The sequence below is a fragment of the Natronorubrum bangense genome (assembly GCF_004799645.1).
GTDB classification, from domain to species: Archaea; Halobacteriota; Halobacteria; order Halobacteriales; family Natrialbaceae; genus Natronorubrum; species Natronorubrum bangense.
The window spans coordinates 877,078-893,636 of the sequence record NZ_CP031305.1 but is presented as its reverse complement, the minus strand read 5'-3'; the positions used below and the strand labels follow the sequence as shown (position 1 = coordinate 893,636).

The 16,559-nt window shown below is 60.8% G+C and carries 14 protein-coding genes; 9 read left to right on the top strand and 5 right to left on the bottom strand.

Going from position 1 to position 16,559, the window contains the following annotated elements; translation table 11 throughout:
* The first annotated feature begins 128 nt into the window (after window positions 1-128).
* Window positions 129-2,897, top strand: coding sequence for a valine--tRNA ligase (locus DV706_RS04480; protein WP_006066326.1), 2,769 nt, complete (start codon window positions 129-131; stop codon window positions 2,895-2,897).
* Between the two features lie 236 nt (window positions 2,898-3,133).
* Entirely contained in the window at window positions 3,134-3,490 is a 357-nt protein-coding gene (locus DV706_RS04475) for a DUF7344 domain-containing protein (protein WP_006066327.1), read from the top strand.
* Window positions 3,491-3,565: 75 nt separating this feature from the next.
* On the opposite strand, the gene DV706_RS04470 is transcribed toward DV706_RS04475, so the two are convergent.
* On the bottom strand, window positions 3,566-4,261 hold the full coding sequence (locus tag DV706_RS04470; RefSeq protein WP_049889808.1) for a DUF1405 domain-containing protein: 696 nt from the start codon (window positions 4,259-4,261) through the stop codon (window positions 3,566-3,568).
* A gap of 110 nt (window positions 4,262-4,371) precedes the next feature.
* Between DV706_RS04470 and DV706_RS04465 the strand changes: the two genes are divergently transcribed.
* The 3 genes from DV706_RS04465 (at window position 4,372) to DV706_RS04455 (ending at window position 6,722) form a co-directional block, all read left to right on the top strand.
* Window positions 4,372-5,151 (top strand): acetoacetate decarboxylase family protein, encoded by a 780-nt coding sequence (locus DV706_RS04465; RefSeq protein WP_006066329.1) that lies wholly within the window; start codon window positions 4,372-4,374, stop codon window positions 5,149-5,151.
* An 82-nt stretch (window positions 5,152-5,233) separates the two neighbouring features.
* A complete protein-coding gene (gene pdxS, locus DV706_RS04460) occupies window positions 5,234-6,142 on the top strand; it encodes a pyridoxal 5'-phosphate synthase lyase subunit PdxS (RefSeq protein ID WP_006066330.1) in 909 nt (302 codons plus the stop codon).
* Window positions 6,143-6,293: 151 nt separating this feature from the next.
* On the top strand, window positions 6,294-6,722 hold the full coding sequence (locus DV706_RS04455) for a pyridoxamine 5'-phosphate oxidase family protein (protein WP_006066331.1): 429 nt from the start codon (window positions 6,294-6,296) through the stop codon (window positions 6,720-6,722).
* On the opposite strand, the gene DV706_RS04450 is transcribed toward DV706_RS04455, so the two are convergent.
* The 3 genes from DV706_RS04450 to DV706_RS04440 form a co-directional block, all read right to left on the bottom strand.
* The gene (locus DV706_RS04450) at window positions 6,723-7,076 is read right to left on the bottom strand and encodes a hypothetical protein (protein ID WP_006066332.1); all 354 of its coding nucleotides are present in this window, start codon (window positions 7,074-7,076) and stop codon (window positions 6,723-6,725) included.
* A 15-nt stretch (window positions 7,077-7,091) separates the two neighbouring features.
* A complete protein-coding gene (locus tag DV706_RS04445; RefSeq protein ID WP_006066333.1) occupies window positions 7,092-7,979 on the bottom strand; it encodes a homoserine kinase in 888 nt (295 codons plus the stop codon).
* A gap of 236 nt (window positions 7,980-8,215) precedes the next feature.
* The gene (locus DV706_RS04440) at window positions 8,216-11,398 is read right to left on the bottom strand and encodes a methyl-accepting chemotaxis protein (RefSeq protein ID WP_205849540.1); all 3,183 of its coding nucleotides are present in this window, start codon (window positions 11,396-11,398) and stop codon (window positions 8,216-8,218) included.
* Between the two features lie 404 nt (window positions 11,399-11,802).
* Between DV706_RS04440 and DV706_RS04435 the strand changes: the two genes are divergently transcribed.
* A complete protein-coding gene (locus DV706_RS04435) occupies window positions 11,803-13,188 on the top strand; it encodes an ABC transporter substrate-binding protein (protein ID WP_006066335.1) in 1,386 nt (461 codons plus the stop codon).
* Window positions 13,189-13,338: 150 nt separating this feature from the next.
* Here the strand turns inward: DV706_RS04435 and DV706_RS04430 are convergent, their stop codons facing one another.
* Window positions 13,339-13,935, bottom strand: coding sequence for a DUF6149 family protein (locus DV706_RS04430; protein ID WP_006066336.1), 597 nt, complete (start codon window positions 13,933-13,935; stop codon window positions 13,339-13,341).
* Window positions 13,936-14,204: 269 nt separating this feature from the next.
* Between DV706_RS04430 and DV706_RS04425 the strand changes: the two genes are divergently transcribed.
* The 3 genes from DV706_RS04425 to DV706_RS04415 all read left to right on the top strand — a co-directional run bounded on the left by DV706_RS04425 (window position 14,205) and on the right by DV706_RS04415 (window position 16,455).
* Entirely contained in the window at window positions 14,205-15,443 is a 1,239-nt protein-coding gene (locus DV706_RS04425) for an NAD(P)/FAD-dependent oxidoreductase (protein WP_136350800.1), read from the top strand.
* A 292-nt stretch (window positions 15,444-15,735) separates the two neighbouring features.
* Window positions 15,736-15,963: a hypothetical protein gene (locus tag DV706_RS04420; protein WP_006066339.1), complete on the top strand. Its 228-nt coding sequence runs from the start codon at window positions 15,736-15,738 to the stop codon at window positions 15,961-15,963.
* A gap of 81 nt (window positions 15,964-16,044) precedes the next feature.
* On the top strand, window positions 16,045-16,455 hold the full coding sequence (locus DV706_RS04415; RefSeq protein ID WP_006066340.1) for a DUF7124 domain-containing protein: 411 nt from the start codon (window positions 16,045-16,047) through the stop codon (window positions 16,453-16,455).
* The last annotated feature ends 104 nt before the right edge of the window (window positions 16,456-16,559 follow it).

Below are 16,559 nucleotides of genomic sequence, written 5' to 3'. Positions count from 1 at the left end.
GCCCGGTGCTACGTTCGACTATGTCCGACGCCGTCGCGGTCACGGCTGATGCGCTCGACGGTCCGTGGACCGCCGTTTTCGTAGGGGCGACCTAGCCCCACACTCCCCACCCTGTTTCGACGGATGTATTGTCGGCGACCAGCATTCACCGAACAACGACCGGTATCACCAATGGACGAACACCATTCCCACGTCACGACGACGTATCGACGACGCCCATTTCGGGCGGTGAGAGCATGAGCATGGACGACCCCGAAGCGACCGAACCGACGCTCGAGGGCGGCTACGACCCTGACGCCGTCGAAACGCGTTGGCAACAGCGCTGGGTCGACGAGGAGACTTACGCCTACGAGGGCGAGCCGGGCCAAGATCCGAACACGACCTACGCGATCGATACGCCGCCGCCGACGGTCTCGGGCAGCCTGCATATGGGCCACCTTTATGGCTCGACGCTGCAGGACTTCGCCGCTCGCTTCCAGCGGATGGCCAACGGCGACGTCCTCTTTCCGTTTGGCTACGACGACAACGGGATCGCCAGCGAACGCCTGACCGAGAAGGAACTCGACATTCGCCACCAGGACTACGAACGACGCGAGTTCCAGGAGCTTTGCCGGGAGGTCTGTACGGAGTACGAAGCCGAGTTCACCGACAAGATGCAGTCACTCGGCACCTCGATCGACTGGTCGCACACCTACAAGACGATCGAACCACGCGTCCAGCGCATCTCCCAGCTGTCTTTTATCGATCTCTACGAGAAAGACCGCGAGTACCGCAAGAAAGCACCCGCGATCTGGTGTCCCGAATGTGAGACCGCGATCTCGCAGGTCGAGACCGAAGACGACGAGCGCCACGCCCACTTCAACGACATCGCGTTCGAACTCGCAAGCGACGGTACGGACCGCGAGGAGTTCGTCATCTCGACGACGCGACCGGAACTGATTCCGGCGTGTGTCTCCGTCTTCGTCCACCCCGACGACGAGGCCAACGGGGATCTCGTCGGCGAGACTGCTCGCGTCCCGATCTTCGGCCACGAAGTGCCGGTTATCGCAGACGAGCGCGTCGACATGGAGAAAGGCAGCGGGATCGTCATGTGCTGTACCTTCGGTGACCAGAAGGACATCGAGTGGTACCAGGCACACGACCTGCCCCTGCGCGTCGCTATCGACGAGACGGCGACGATGACCGACCTCGCCGGCGACTACGAAGGCCTCTCGACTGAGGAGGCCCGCGAGGCCATCGTCGAGGACTTAGACGACGACGGATACCTTCGTGACCGCCGTGAAATCGTCCACGACGTCGGCGTCCACGAACGCTGTGACACCCCCGTCGAGTACCGCGTCTCCAAACAGTGGTACGTCGAGGTCTTAGATCACAAAGCGGAGTACCTCGAGGCCGGCCAGGAGATGGACTGGTACCCCGAGAAGATGTTTACCCGCTACGAACACTGGATCGAGGGCCTCGAGTGGGACTGGCTGATCTCTCGTCAGCGTGACTCGGGCATCCCGTTCCCGGTCTGGTACTGTCGCGAGTGTGACCACGAGATCCTCGCCGAAAAGGAGGACCTGCCGGTCGATCCCCTCTCTGATGAGCCGCCAGTGGACACCTGTCCGGAGTGTGGCAACGACGAGTTCGTGCCCGAAGAGGACGTCTTCGACACCTGGGCGACCTCCTCGCTGACCCCGCTGATCAACGCCGGCTGGGACTGGGACGCTGATGACGAAGCGTTCACGATGGAGAACCCGGAACTCTATCCGTTTGACCTGCGCCCACAGGGTCACGACATCATCTCCTTCTGGCTGTTCCACACCGTCATCAAGTGCTACGAGCACACCGGTGAGGTCCCCTTCGACGCGACGATGATCAACGGTCACGTGCTCGACGAGAACCGCGAGAAGATGTCGAAATCGCGGGGCAACGTCGTCGAACCCGACGCAGTGCTTTCGGAGTACCCCGTCGACGCAGTCCGTTTCTGGGCAGCCAGCGCCGCCGTCGGCGACGACTTCCCGTATCAGGAGAAAGACCTCACGGCCGGTGAGAAGCTCCTGCGCAAGCTCTGGAACGCCTCGAAACTCGTCGACACGCTCGCTCCTCGCGACCCCGACGAGCCCGAGACGCTCGAGGCGATCGACCGCTGGCTGCTCGCGGAACTCGACGACGCCGTCACCGATCTCACGGCCCATCTCGAGGACTACGAGTTCGCCAAGGCTCGCGACCGGCTGCGGACGTTCTTCTGGAACACCTTCTGTGATGACTACTTAGAGATCGCCAAAACCCGCGAGGACGAGCCGTCGACTCAGTACGCGCTGCGGACGGCACATCGGACCTTCCTCGAGCTGTGGGCCCCGTTCTTGCCCCACGTGACCGAAGAAATCTGGCAGGCGGTGTATGCAGCGGACGCGGCTGCCCTCGAGAGCATCCACACCCGCGAGTGGCCCACCCCGAAGGGGTACGAGGCCGACCTCGAGGCCGGCGAGACCGCGATGGAGGTCATTTCGGCGCTGCGACGCTACAAGAGCGAGAACCAGCTGCCGCTGAACGCCGACCTCGAGTCGGTGTCGGTTTATGGCCCGATCGAGGGCTTCGAGGGCGCCATCCAGCACGTGATGCACGTCCAGGAGCTGTCGGTCCTCGAGGCCGAACCCGAGGTGGCGACCGAGGTCGCCTCGATCGATCTCGATTACTCGACGCTCGGGCCGAAGTTCGGCTCGAAAGTCGGTGAGATCGACGCCGGAATCGACAGCGGTGAGTACGAAATCGACGATGACGCTGGTGTGTTGCGAGTCGCCGGCGAGGAACTCGAGGACGACTTATTCGAGGTCTCCCTCGAGCGCACGTACTCGGGCGACGGTGAGATGATAGAGACCGAGTCGGCAGTCGTCATCCTCCAACACGACTGACCGAACAGTCTCTTTTCTGTCACTTATTTCCACTATCGCGTCGTGTGGACTGTGTCACTGACAGTCGCCCGTTTCGGGTCGTCCAGTGGCAGAGAAAGTCTCGTTCGAACGAGTTTGATTCGTAGAACGTTGGAGAAAAGTTATAATTACTGTGGCGAAATCTCTGCTGTGCTCTGCTGAAGTTGCTTGGAGCCGAGATCGTCGTTTGCCGCCGCGTAAGCCGAGTACAGAGCACTATGAACACCGATACCACTGCTGTCGAACACGCCGACACTGACGCTGGTCTCCCCACGGACACGGTCTTCGAACTGCTACTCGAGGACCGACGTCGGTACACGTTGTACTACCTCTCCCGCAAGATCGGCGCAGTGGCGCTTGACGACGTCGTCGACCGACTCGCTCATCGAGAGGGAGCACCGACACGCGAACGACGCGAAGAGATCCGCCTCGAGTTCCACCACACTCATCTCCCGAAACTGACCGAATCGGGTGTGGTGGCGCACGATCCAGCCGCCGAAACGATCGAGCGCGAGCCGGCGGCTCGTGTGCTCGATTCCTATCTCGAACTCGCGTTCGTCGATGACCTGCGTTAGGTACGTTATAGTAGCCACTGAACGTCAATACACACCGCATCGCACGGCAGCTGTGCGATGCGTGTGTACATCGTTTCAGTTGTTACTATGCGTAGACGTCGCCTCACACTTTTTGACTCGCGTTGCTAGTGCGAGAAAGAGCGCGAGCAGGACGAACGTCACTTCGCCCGCAGCGATGACGCCGAGTGCGTCCGCGCCAAGGAACATCGGTTCGTCGCGCGCGACGGGGATGACGGTGTGATGTGGCTCGCCGACGATCGGGATGAAGTAGTCGACGATCAGGTTACTCGTATACCAGACGGCGGCGACGGCAACGCCCCAGACGGGAAAGTCGGTGATTCGATGGAGCACGAACGCCTGCACGACCATCGCGAGATGGCTCCAGAAGAGAAACTGGAACATCAGCGGATGGAGGTACGAGTACGAGTCATAAAACGCAAGCAGCGTATACGGCGTCCACAGTCCCAGCACGATGTTGCCGAAAAATGCAAGCGACGTCAGCCACGGCTGTTCGTAGCCGAGTTTCCATGCTGCGATCGCCAGTGCAATAAACAGGGTCGCCATCGGACTGTCAGGAACCCACGGCCACATGACGGTCGCCGTGGCGGCGAACTGTCCGGAGTAGTACCAGAAACCAAACGCCGTCCCCACGAGATTAATCGCGACGATGAGCCATGCAAACCGCAATCCGAAGTCTTCGACCGCCTTCGGCAGCAGCGCGAGATATCTCGGCAGTGGGTCCCGTTTGGGCAACCCGGTCGTCGCAGACATCGTTTCATCTGGCGTGACGGTCGACACCCGCAAAACAGTAGCGGTTGTCCCGCCTCGGCGCTCGTTTTCAGCGCCCTGAGTATATCAGCCTCCACACCGTTCGTCGCCGTATGGACGTCCCGACCGGCGATCGATCTCGAGTCACCCTCTCGACCGGTCACGAGATCGAGTTGCCGCTGGCGCTTTCGTGTACCGTTAGCGGCGTGACGGTTCCGGCCAAGCGCCGACGACTCGAGGCGATTCTGCCGGCCCCGCTCACGTCGCTCGCCATCGCACCCGGCGTCGGCTGCGTGACACTCGCCGGAATCCAGTACCATCGAGTCGGTGGACGGGGTGACGAGCGCGAAACGGCAGCCACCGGCCTCGAGCCATACGACGAGTTTGCGGTCATCGTCCCAGCCGTCCGTGGGGGTCGAACGACGATCCCCATCGCACAGCTGGCCGACGGCGAGGTCGGCGGCTACGTTCATTGGCTGCCCGTGACCACCGAGGCGTCAGTCGCACTCGGACGCGAGATCTGGGGGTATCCGAAAGAACGGGTCGCGATCACCGTCACAGACGGGCCACGCGGAATTCACACCGTCGTCGATGGCACTGACGGGGCGCGGGTTCGCCTCGAGGTCCCGCGGCCACGGGCTCGAGTGGGCACAAGCGATCGTGACGTGTCGCTGTGGAGTTACACGATGATGAACGACAAACTGTTGCGATCACGGATGCGGATTCGAGGCGAAATAACCGTTGGAACGCCGCTGGGCACGACATTCGAGAGCAGCCCCCAGTTGCAGGCAGCGCTTGGGATCTGGAACCGACCGCTGGCCCGACTGTACGGTGTGCGAGTACACGCGTGGCTGTTCGATGGCGAGCCGGTCGCCGTGGCCGACGGGACCTAACTGATATCCGATCTGTCACGAGAGGAGGCAAACACAGGGGAGAACGGACACGTGTAAGTACAATCGATCCTAACGGCGCGACATGACCGAAGACACCGATCTCGAGGAACTGCGACGCGGGACTGACCTCATCAAACGAGGGTTTGCTCGGATGCAGAAAGGTGGCGTCATCATGGACGTCGTCAACAAAGAACAGGCCCGTATCGCAGAGGACGCCGGCGCGGTCGCCGTCATGTCACTCGAGGCCGTCCCAGCAGACATCCGCAAGCGTGGTGGCGTTGCCCGGATGGCTGACCCTGCGGACGTCGAAGAGATCGTCGAGGAGGTCTCAATTCCGGTAATGGGGAAATCCCGTATTGGCCACACCAAGGAAGCCCAGATCTTAGAGAGCGTCGGCGTCGACATGATCGACGAGTCGGAAGTCCTCACTCCGGCCGACGACGCCTACCACATCGACAAGCGTGAGTTTACGGCCCCGTTCGTCTGTGGCGCACGTAACCTCGGCGAAGCGCTGCGCCGGATCGGCGAGGGGGCAGCGATGATCCGAACCAAAGGCGAAGCCGGCACCGGCGACGTCAATCAGGCCGTCCACCACCAGCGCACGATCAAAGGCGAGATCCGAAAACTCGAGGGCATGAAACACGAGGAACGCGAGGCCTACGCCCGCGAGATCGAAGCGCCCGCGGAACTGGTCCATGAGACCGCCGAGATGGGGCGTCTGCCGGTCGTCAACTTCGCTGCGGGCGGAATCGCGACGCCTGCCGACGCTGCGCTCATGATGCACCACGAATGCGACGGCATCTTCGTCGGCAGCGGGATCTTCGGTGCGGAGAACCCCGAAGCGATGGGAGAAGCGATCGTCGAAGCGACGAACAACTGGGACGACCCCGACCGCCTCGCCGAGATTTCGAAGAACCTCGGCAAGGGGATGAAAGGCGACGCGAACGCCGACCTCGCCGAAGAAGAGAAACTGCAGGGCCGCGGCGTCTGAGACGCCAGTAACGTCACAAGACAATCTTTTGTCGCCGGCAGCTCCCGTCTGAAGCCGTTTCTCGCGACTGGCGCGATGACTTAGCTGTTTGGGATACTCCCATAAATAGGTGATTTAAATTATAAACTCGATCCCGAAAGAACACCAGTTGATGACCGCCACTGCACTGACTCGGGATGAAATCGACGCCTTTCTCCGCGCACAGGGCACCGGTGTGTTGTCGCTAACCGATGGGGCAGAAACGTATGCCGTTCCCGAGTCATTCGGCTACGAGGGCGGCTCTCTCTACTTTCAACTGGTCTCCGACTCGGATAGCCAGAAACTGTCGTTCATCGAAACGACCAATATCGCGACGCTCACTGCCTTCACCGACGATCCCCCACGAAGCGTGCTCGTTCGTGGTCCGCTCGAGCCCGTCCCCGAGGCGGATCAAGAGCGTGCCTCGAGTGCAATCGCGGCGAACGCGACGATTCCGGCGCTCAACGTCAGTCTCGAGACGGCGACTGACGAGCTCGCCTTCGAGTTCTACCGATTGGTTCCACGGGAGCTGTCGGGGCGGGCGTTTGATCCCGGTCCATGATTACTCCATACTGACACTCGACTCTCCGTTCGCGGATCTCTGAACCACGAGCAACACGACGAGATACGTCACCAGCGCGCCGAACGCGAACGACAACACGCTCGAGGGCGCGACGACTGCGCCAACGGCGATACCGGCCAGTGCGAGGATGACACTCCCTCTCTGTATGAGAGGACGCTCCCAGTAGCGGCGAACGGAGTCGGGATCTCGAGCGGCGGCGAGTTCGAATCCGAGCGTGCCGAGGCCGCCGATACTGGCAGCGACCCACGAGATCCCTGGCTCGACGATCACGAACGCCGTTCCAACAGCGACGAGAACAAGCAGTGCAAGCGCTGCGTCGGTCCGAGCGCCCATCGTCAGTGAGACGGGTTACGATCGGTCAGGATAGAGGCGTGCCCCCTCGCTGACGTGTGTCTGATAGGCTCGACTCTCGATGTCGACGCTATCGAAGGCGTCGATCATCGCGCCGGCGATCGCGTTCTGGTCGCGGTCGTGACAGACTGCGAGCACGCCCGGCCCAGCCCCGCTGACCGTGACACCGGTCGCACCCGCCTCGAGGGCTGCCTCGTGGACTCGATCGTAGCCGTCGATCAGGGCGGTTCGCTGGGGGGTGACGATACTATCGTTCATACCGCGGCCGACGAGGTCGGGATCGTCTCGAGTCATGCCGACGGTGAGCGTCGAAGCGTTGCCGACGGTGGTCACGACATCATCGAGCGATGCTGATCCCGGCACGACGCCGCGTGCATCGCGCGTCGAGACGGTCGTCTCGGGGAGACAGGCGACGACGGAGATCGAGGTGTCGACCTGTGTGACGCCGTCGTCGGTGACGATGGTAAAGCCGCCGAGAATCGAGGGCGCAACGTTGTCGGCGTGGGCCTCGCCGGAAACGATTGCCTCGCCCTTGGCTGCGATCGGAACCAACTCCTCTCGAGAGAGGCCACGGTCGTAGAGGGCGTTCAAGGCGACGGCCGCACCAGCCGCGCTCGCAGCTGAGGAGCCAAGGCCCGACGAGGGGCGGATTCCTTTGTCGATCTTGATATGTGCCGGTGCGTCGAGGGCGTCGGCAACTGCGCCGACGGTGTTCTGGTCTGGATCCTCCGGAATGTACTGGCTACCCGCCCCAGTAACGGTAATCCGAGTTTCCGGTGCGCGCTCGACCCGGATCACGTCGGCGGGCGTCCCAAGGGCAACACCGAAGACGTCGAAACCACTCCCGAGGTTCGCACTCGTCGCTGGTGCCCGCACGGTGAGCATGCCGATTCCTTCCAAGACTGCAGTCAAAAAGGTAGCGGACCACGACGACTCAATGGGCGAGGACGCCGGCTGTGGGACGAGATCTCATCCCATTACACGGCGATCTGGGCCCCACAGCTTTCGCCGACGAGACGCCTTTGATCGTCACTTATCAAAAATACAAAATGAGAAGATCGATCGCCGGCAACCGTCACCGGCGACGATTCGCTAGACCGACTCGACGCGATGGCGACGCATCACTCGTCGGTGTTCCCGAACGTGAACACGTCGTCTTCAGACTCGCTTTCGTCGCTCTCGTCGGCGTCGTCTGCATCGGCGTCTTCAGCATCGCTTTCGTTGCTCTCGTCAGCGTCGTCTGTATCGGCGTCTTCAGCATCGCTTTCGTCATCTTGCACGGATTCGGTACCGACACCAGCATCGATATCTGCCTGGTCGTCGCGTTCACCCGTGTCGTCTTCGACCGGCTCGAGTGGCTGTGCGACCTCCGCAGACGAATCAGCGGCGTCGTCTTCGACTGGCTCGAGTGGCTGTGCGACCTCCGCAGACGAATCAGCGGCGTCGTCTTCGACTGGCTCGAGTGGCTGTGCGACCTCCGCAGACGAATCAGCGGCGTCGTCTTCGACTGGCTCGAGTGGCTGTGCGACCTCTGCAGACGAATCAGCGGCGTCGTCTGCGAGCGGATCCGCATCCTCGAGCGGGTCGGCGGTGTCGTCTGCGGGCGGCGTCGTGTCTCCGAGTGGATCGGCAGCGTCGTCTCCAAACGGATCGTCGTCTCCGAACAGATCGGCAGCGGCGTCAGCGTCAGCGCCGGTCGTCTCGTCTGGTGTCGCTTCGGGTGTCTCTGACGCAGCGTCGCCGTCGATTCCGAGAATCTCCTCGGCACTGATCTCACCGGCTGTGTCGTCGGGTTCACCGGCTTCGGTTGGCGCATCCTGCGTGGTGTCAGATGCAGGCATCGGTTCGGCCTCGACCGACGACTCGGTGTTGGCTGGCCCTGTGTCGAGCGGAAGCCCCTCCGTCTGGCTCTCAGCCGGCTCCTCGAACGCCAGCTCGGTGTCGAACTCCGAGACAGCGAGTGGCGAGTCGTCGCCTGACAGCTCGCCTTCGATCTCGAACTCCGACGGATCGACGTCGGTTTCGAACCGGTCGAGTGCTTCGGACAGCTGTGTGGCTTGTCCGGTGAGAGTCGATGCGGAGGTCGTCACTTCGGTCAGCGCGGCCGTCTGTTCTTCGGCGGCTGCGGCGACGGTTTCGGCCTCCGCAGTCGTCTCCTCGGAAATCGACGCTGCGTCGTCGACCATCGCAACGACCTCCTGTGTCGAGGCGGCCTGTTCTTCGGTCGCTGCAGAGATCTCCTGGACACCGATATTGGTCTCTTCAGCGAGGTCTGCGATCTCTTCTAAGGCGTCGACGACTTCTTCAACCTGCTCCCCTGCATTTTCGATCTGATCGTTGGTCCCTTCGACCTCGGCGGCGGATCGTTCGGTCCGGTTGCGGATCGCTTCGAGCCGGTCCTCGGCTTCGTCGGCTGCTTTTGCGACGTCTTCCGAGAGGGCTTTGACCTCTTTTGCGACGACGGAGAACCCTTCATCGTCGTTTCCACCTGCGGATCGGGAGGCCTCGATGTTGGCGTTCAGTGCCAGCATGTTGGTCTGGCGGGCAATCTCGGAAATCGTTGCGATCAGTTCGTCGATCTGCTGGACCTCTTGCTCGAGGCGACGAATCTCGTCGACAGCACCGCCGGCCTCGGTCTCGATCTCTTCCATCGCGGCGATCGCCTCGTGGGCGGCTTCCTGGCCATCTGCTCCAGTGTTGACCGTCCGTTCGGCGATGTCGGCGACTTCGTTCGAGGAGGCAGCAATCTCTTCGGTTGTCGTCGAGAGGCCGCTCATCTCCTGATCGACCGACTGCAGCGACTGGTTTTGCTGTTCTGCGCCGTCGGAGATCTGCTGGATCGAGCCAGTAACCTGCTGGGACGCCGAGCGGACCTCTTCGCTCGAGGCCGTGACCTGTTCTGAGGACGTCGCAACGTCGGTTGCAAACCGGTTGAGTTCGGCAACGGTTTGCTCGATTTCATCGAGCATCTGGTTGAAGTCCTCCCCGATCTGCGCCATCATCTCGTTGTCGCTGTCGGCGTCGGCGCGAGCCGTAAGATCACCGTCTGCAGCATCGCCCATGACGCTGCAGTACTCGCCGGCTTTCTCTTCCAGGTGGCTGTTGATCTCTTCGATCCGCTCACGTTCCTGTTCGGCTTCTCTGCGGGCCGTTTCAGCCTCCTGAATCTGTTCGCGCAAGGCGACACGCATCGAGTCCAGGCCGTCGTAGAGTCGACCGATATTGTCGATGCGTTTGGTCTCTAAGTCGACGTCGAGATCGCCCTCTTCCATCTTGTTTGTCTTGTGCGTAAGTCGGTCGACCGAGACAGCCATGTTCCGACCGAGCACGGCACCGACCAGCCCAATCATGAGCACGCCGATCAGGGTCGCGATGTAGCCCCAATCGTTGACTGTGTTGACGAAGCCGTAGGCCTGGCTTTCAGGCTCGTGAGTGACGACGACCCAGTCAGTTCCGAGGACGCGTGCAGAGCTAACGACGTATGCATCGTCATCGAAGGCGTAGGCAGTCGTATCGAAACTCAGCGCAGAGCCATCGATCTGATACGTGCCGGCCCCATCGGTTCGTGCCGGCTGCACGATCGTGTCGATGTCGCCGCCGTATGCGAGACCGAGTGTCTCGTGATCATCGCCGTAGCCGACGTTATCGAGCATCACATTGTCATCGCCGTCGAGGACCATCGTCGTGACGTGCTCGTCGTCGGCGAGTTGGTTCGCGTACGCCTCGAGTTCTGCAGTGTAGATGATTGCTCTATCGTCTTCGCCGGGGACGGAGAGGACATAGCTCATGACGGCGACGTTGTCATCGCCCAGTTCGCGTTCGACGGTGTAGGGACTCGAGACCCACGGAACGTCAGCCGTCGCTTCCTCGTAGGCGTCGGCGGGTATGCCTTCGATACTATCGGTCGATTCGCCACGGACGTCACTGTCGGTGCTTGCGAGCACTGTTCCCTCGTCAGTGTCGACGTAGCTAATCGCGGACGTATCCGCATCGAGATGCTCCTGCCAGTTGAGGAACTGTGCTTCGATCGTCTCCGGATCGTCGCTCTCGACGGCATCAGACCAGGCGATCACCCCGACTGTATGCTCGTTCTGTTCGTTCCACATCTGGAGGTTCTGCGCTTCCTGACTGGCGATCGAGGTCTGGTCGCTCTCGACACGCTCTTCGACCTCTCCAGTGATGCCAGCGGTTGCGACGAACCCGACCAATCCAACTCCCAAACCGAGTATCAGCAGTACGATTCCAAACTTGACCGCATATCTGCGACGGATCGCTGATGGAACCAATCGTCGAAGGACGTCCATAGATATAGTACGGATCTGAGTGTCCCTACATAAATTGTAATCCACAGTTATCGGGGCTGATAACTGGATGGTGTGAGGCGTTCCCTGCCACGGCATTTTCGTTATCGTGTCCTACCCGATTTATTGTTCAGAACCATCCATTCGTGGGGAGCGGCGACCCGTATCACTCCTATCTAAACGACATCAGGCTGATACTATTCCAGATGTTCCGAGTATATTTCCTCCAGTAGAAATAGTTTTGTAGCTGATACTATGTGCCTGTTCGTGCATCCCATCAGCTCGCAACCTCTATACTGCCGCTCAGTTCGCCTCTTCGGACGCACATGTGCATGCCCGGAAAAGGAATATTGTTTTTGATGTTTACCCAAAAACACTAAGGAAGATGATTATACATAACAGTTACCATGACTGATATCGGACGACGGGAGGCGACGTCACGCGACAGTTCAAGAAACGAGAGCCAACAGCAGACACTGAACCGGCGACGCCTGCTCAAAACCTCGAGTGGTGTCGTGGCAGGCGCATCGATTGCTGGCTGTCTCGACTCGTATGAAACGTTCGCTGGACCCAGCGACGGCGAGGAGCCGGTGACGATCGGAGTACTGGCTCCGAACCCGGACAGCGACTATACTGGGCAGTCGATCGTCCGAGGTGCAGCGGTTGCCGTCACAGAGCTCAACGGCAACGGTGGCATCAACGGGCGAGACGTCGAGTTAGTCGTCGGTGACACGAACGGGAGCCCACTCGAGGCCCGCCGCCAGTACCAGCGACTCGTTCTTCAGGAGGGAGCCGATGTGACGGTTGGTGTCTTCAGGAGCGAGGCGCTGATGGGCATTATTGACGACGTTGCCGAACAGGAGACGATCCATCTCACCGCCGGTGCGGCGACGACGGAAGTGAGTCGACTGGTCAACGAGGCGTACGACCAGTACAAATATCATTTCCGCGTTGGCCCAATAAACGACTACGACCTCGGACGGACCCAGATCGATTTCATGGATGATATGGCAGCCGAAATCGGGTGGGAGTCCGTTGCGCTTCTCGCAGAGGACTACGCTTGGACTGAAGAGCTCTGGGACATCGCTCAGGAGCAGCTTACGGCGTCAGACGTCCATGTCGTCATGGATGAGCGGTATCCGCCCGCGACCGACGATTTCTCCGAGCTGTACGACCAGGTAGAGGCGGTCGATGCTGACGTGGCGTTCATTACGGCTGCACACACCGGTACCGACGCGCTGGTCGACTGGGCACTCCCCCAACGCCAGTTCGCGTTCGGTGGCATCCACGTCCCAATGCAGTTGCCAGCATACTACGATCAGCTTCGTCATCCAGAAACCGACAGCTCGCTCGCCGAATACGGTGTCTGTTACACCAGCGCAACGGCCCAGAGCACGGTCACTCCGAAGACACAAGAGTTCATCCAACAGTATCAGAACACGTTCGATGGCTCGAACCCGGTCTACACCGGGTATCACACCTACGACGGAATCATGCTCTTTGCTGAGAAGGCAGCTGAAACCGGAACCGTCGACGCCGACGATCTGATTCCGGCACTCGAGGACGCGACGTTTACGGGCACAGCCGGTACACTCGAGTTCTACGGGCCGGAGCATCAGGCCGAGGGCAGAGAGTACGGCCACACTCACGACGTCGTGTACGGCGAGGACAATCTCCAGCCGCTGTTTTTCCAGTGGCAAGAAGACGAAGACGGCGAGGGGGTCCAGAACGTTATCTGGCCGAAAAGTGAAGTCGGTGATGCGGACGGCTACGTCGAGCCGGACTGGCTCTGAGCGGCCCAACTGATCCCGTTAGCGAGACTGAGTACACCCTATTCAATCGGTTCAATCTACGTTCGTGTTGACGGCATCCGTTTCGTGTCGACAACCGAAAACAACCATAGCACAGGTGCACTCAACCCACGAAACGAGCCATCGGGGCCGCTACTGATCCTCGAGTTCCTCGTCGCTCACGCCGACTGCCTTCGAAACGTCGGGGTCGTCGGGTCCGTCCTGCCCGCCGATGACGAGGTCGCCATCTTCAGTTTCGACATAGACGTCGTCGGCGAACCCGCCCTCGGCGTGGGGATGGGTGGGATCATCGAGTCGCTCCGGCGTCGACGGTGCCTCGGGAAGTCCTGCCGGCGGTGTGAACTGGCCGAGCGGATCGTCGATCGTGATCCCCCACGTCTCGAAGAACTCTTCGTACCGCTCGTAGTGGTCCTCGAGTTCGTCGGCAGGGAACTCCATCATCTCGGTCCAGCCGTGGTTGTAGAAATCGAAGTTCGCCTGAATATGCGTGATCTCACGGGCCTCGGCTTCGGAGTAGCCGTCCTGCAGCGCCCGCAGATAGGTGTCGATCGTTGCGTCGAAGAGCCCATCGAGATGGTCCTTGCGCTCGTCTCTGTGGTCCGGGTCGGCCTTCTCGAGGAACACTTTGGTGTGGAGTCGGACGAGTCCGGCTGTCGCAACCGACCGGACAACTGGTGTCTCGAGGGCCTTGCGCGAGGCAAAGTGGCGGGCGTTCTGGCGGAGTTTCATGACGACGTCTATGAACAGGGGCCTAAAGAACGGTTCGGCAAACAGCGCAGGTATGGCCCGAAACCCGCGACCGCTGTCGGAAACACTGGGGTGGCAGACGGCAAGAAAAGTTTACAATCTCAAAAAACAACCCCGAAGATATTCTGTCTGAGCAAATCTCTGGCAGCCATTTCCGAAATCAGTGTGCGACTGTGAGGGGGGTGTCGTTTCGGGTGGCAAAATAGACGAGATAGCAACCCACTTTAACCCGCATTACGAACGATTACAGTATGACCCAGTACGTGATCATCGGTGACGGGATCTCGGGCAGTTCAGCCGCCGAGACCCTCCGGGAGAAGGACCCGGAAGCGCAGATTACCGTCATCACCGATGAGGGGGAGCCACTGTATAACCGGATTCTGATCAAAGAACACGCCAAGGGGAAACTCCCCGAAGCGCCGATCTCGATCCACGACGAAGGGTGGTACGAGGAACGCGACATCGAACTCTCGCTCAACACCCACGTCACGAGCGTCGACACCGACGCAAAGGTCGTCCACACTTACGACAGCGGCGACCTCGAGTACGACAAACTGCTCGTCGCGACGGGCGGAACGCCGACCCAGCTGCCGGTTGATAACAGCGACGCCGACGGTATCCACCACTTCTGGACGTTCGAGGATGCTCGTGGCATCCGCGAGCACGCCGAACAGTCGGATACGGGTGTCATCGTCGGTGCCGGCCTGCTCGGTATCGACTTCGCGGCCGTCTGTGGCGCACAGGGAATCGACGCCAAATACCTGATGCGCGGCGACCGCTGGTGGCGCTATGCGCTCTCGGCCGACGGTGCCGAGATCATGCACGAGGGGATGCGTGACGTCGGCGTCGAACCCGTCTTCGACAGCGGTGTCGACCACTTCGAGACCGACGACGACGGCCACGTCACGGCTGCCGTCGATCCGAACGGTGACCGTTACGGGTGTGACTTCGCCGGCGTCGCGATCGGCCTCTCGTTTAACACCGAGTTCCTCCGTGGGGCTGGCCTCGAGGAGGAGAACGGACTCATCGTCGACGAGTACATGCAGACGAACGTCGACGACGTCTACGCTGCCGGTGACATCACGCGCTTCCACGATGTCCTGCTCGGCGAACAGGCCCAGAACGGCTCGTGGGGTTCGGCAAAAGAGCAGGGCCGCATCGCCGCCGTCAACATGGCCGCAGACAACGAAGCAGAGCAGTTCGAGTGGGTGTCGTCGTACTCGATCACCCACTTCGACTTCCCGTTCCTGTCGTTCGGTCACCCGACGCTTGGCGATGACCACGCCGAGCGCAAGTACAGCGACACCGAGTGGCGCCGCATCGCGTTCAAAGACGGCAAGATCGTCGGTGGCGTCCTCATCGGCGATCTCTCGCCACAGACTGCGTTCAAACAGCTGATGCGCGAACAGCGAGTCGTCGCCGACCAGAAAGAAGTTCTCCTCGAGCCGTCCGTCGACCTCGACGAACTCGCGCCGACACAGGAGCAGTAACAGTCGCAACCTACACGGTTTTTTACGCCAAAGGGCCACCTCGAGTCGAATCGCCAGTGGCCCACGCACCACTCGCCGGGGCCTCGGGGCCGCGAGGCGGTCGCAGTGGCTTTCGCTGTCGCTTGAGTGCGGCCAGCGGGCGAACGGCTGGGATGGGACGAACAGCCGACAGCCCCACCCGCCGGGATCACGGAGATATCACGTTCGACGACCGTTCGAGAGTGATCTCGGTCGATCACTCCTGTTTTTCCGGAGACAAAATTGTTAAGTAGAATACAGTCATTTGGTACCAATGCACATGGCAACCAGTGAACTCCGAGGGTCGTCGCTCAAACTCACGCGAATCGAATCCGTTAGCGCGGACGAGACCGTCCACCACGTCGATCAACTCGAATCGGAGGCACTGGACACGTTTTATGAAGCAGTTGGGGGAAACCGGCCGATCACGGCTGCAGAGATCGGACTCGATGCCGGCGATGTAATCGTTGGTCCCGAGTACTACAGAGTCGATCTGGTGTAGCAACGCGCCAACCGAGTGCGAGTCCAGTCGGCTGTCGGAAGTATCGAAGCCGTTTTCCCCAGTGCGGGCCTTCGGTAACGTATGAACGGCGGCAGCGACATGACCCTCGCGTTTGAACTCGAGGCGCTGAAAGAACTCGCCTCCCCCGAGACCGTCTTCGAAGACGCCAGAGGCTGGACCGAGTACATCGGCGTCGTCTCCGAAAAACCGACCTACGTCGTGACGAACTTCACACGGAAAAACCGCATCCGGCAGGACTTCTTCTCCGGTCCGCGCGGGAAAGCCGAAAGCCTCGAGGGCGTCAAAGGCCAGTTCGACACCGACCGATACGTCTTCGTTGGCTCGAGCGACGACGACAAACAGTTGGCCGACGACGTCGACTGGGAGTATCTCGCCGTCGAAGACGCTGCCGAGGCTGCAGACTGGATCCTCGCAACCAACGTCGAAAGCGAGGACGACGACCCAGAACCGGTCCGAGACGACTGGCCCTGAGTACACGCCGAGTGCTGGCTGTTCGACCGAGCACACACCACCGACACGTTCGTTTTCTCGAGCAACGAATAGCCACCGAGTGGTGCGTACAGACAGCGATCATC

Bases quoted from the DNA above. Each gene is read 5' to 3' on its own strand.
- DV706_RS04475 (WP_006066327.1), top strand. From the start codon at position 3,134: ATGAACACCGATACCACTGCTGTCGAACACGCCGACACTGACGCTGGT.
- DV706_RS04470 (WP_049889808.1), bottom strand. From the start codon at position 4,261: ATGTCTGCGACGACCGGGTTGCCCAAACGGGACCCACTGCCGAGATAT.
- DV706_RS04465 (WP_006066329.1), top strand. From the start codon at position 4,372: ATGGACGTCCCGACCGGCGATCGATCTCGAGTCACCCTCTCGACCGGT.
- pdxS (WP_006066330.1), top strand. From the start codon at position 5,234: ATGACCGAAGACACCGATCTCGAGGAACTGCGACGCGGGACTGACCTC.
- DV706_RS04455 (WP_006066331.1), top strand. From the start codon at position 6,294: ATGACCGCCACTGCACTGACTCGGGATGAAATCGACGCCTTTCTCCGC.
- DV706_RS04450 (WP_006066332.1), bottom strand. From the start codon at position 7,076: ATGGGCGCTCGGACCGACGCAGCGCTTGCACTGCTTGTTCTCGTCGCT.
- DV706_RS04445 (WP_006066333.1), bottom strand. From the start codon at position 7,979: ATGCTCACCGTGCGGGCACCAGCGACGAGTGCGAACCTCGGGAGTGGT.
- DV706_RS04440 (WP_205849540.1), bottom strand. From the start codon at position 11,398: ATGGACGTCCTTCGACGATTGGTTCCATCAGCGATCCGTCGCAGATAT.
- DV706_RS04435 (WP_006066335.1), top strand. From the start codon at position 11,803: ATGACTGATATCGGACGACGGGAGGCGACGTCACGCGACAGTTCAAGA.
- DV706_RS04430 (WP_006066336.1), bottom strand. From the start codon at position 13,935: ATGAAACTCCGCCAGAACGCCCGCCACTTTGCCTCGCGCAAGGCCCTC.
- DV706_RS04425 (WP_136350800.1), top strand. From the start codon at position 14,205: ATGACCCAGTACGTGATCATCGGTGACGGGATCTCGGGCAGTTCAGCC.
- DV706_RS04420 (WP_006066339.1), top strand. From the start codon at position 15,736: ATGCACATGGCAACCAGTGAACTCCGAGGGTCGTCGCTCAAACTCACG.
- DV706_RS04415 (WP_006066340.1), top strand. From the start codon at position 16,045: ATGAACGGCGGCAGCGACATGACCCTCGCGTTTGAACTCGAGGCGCTG.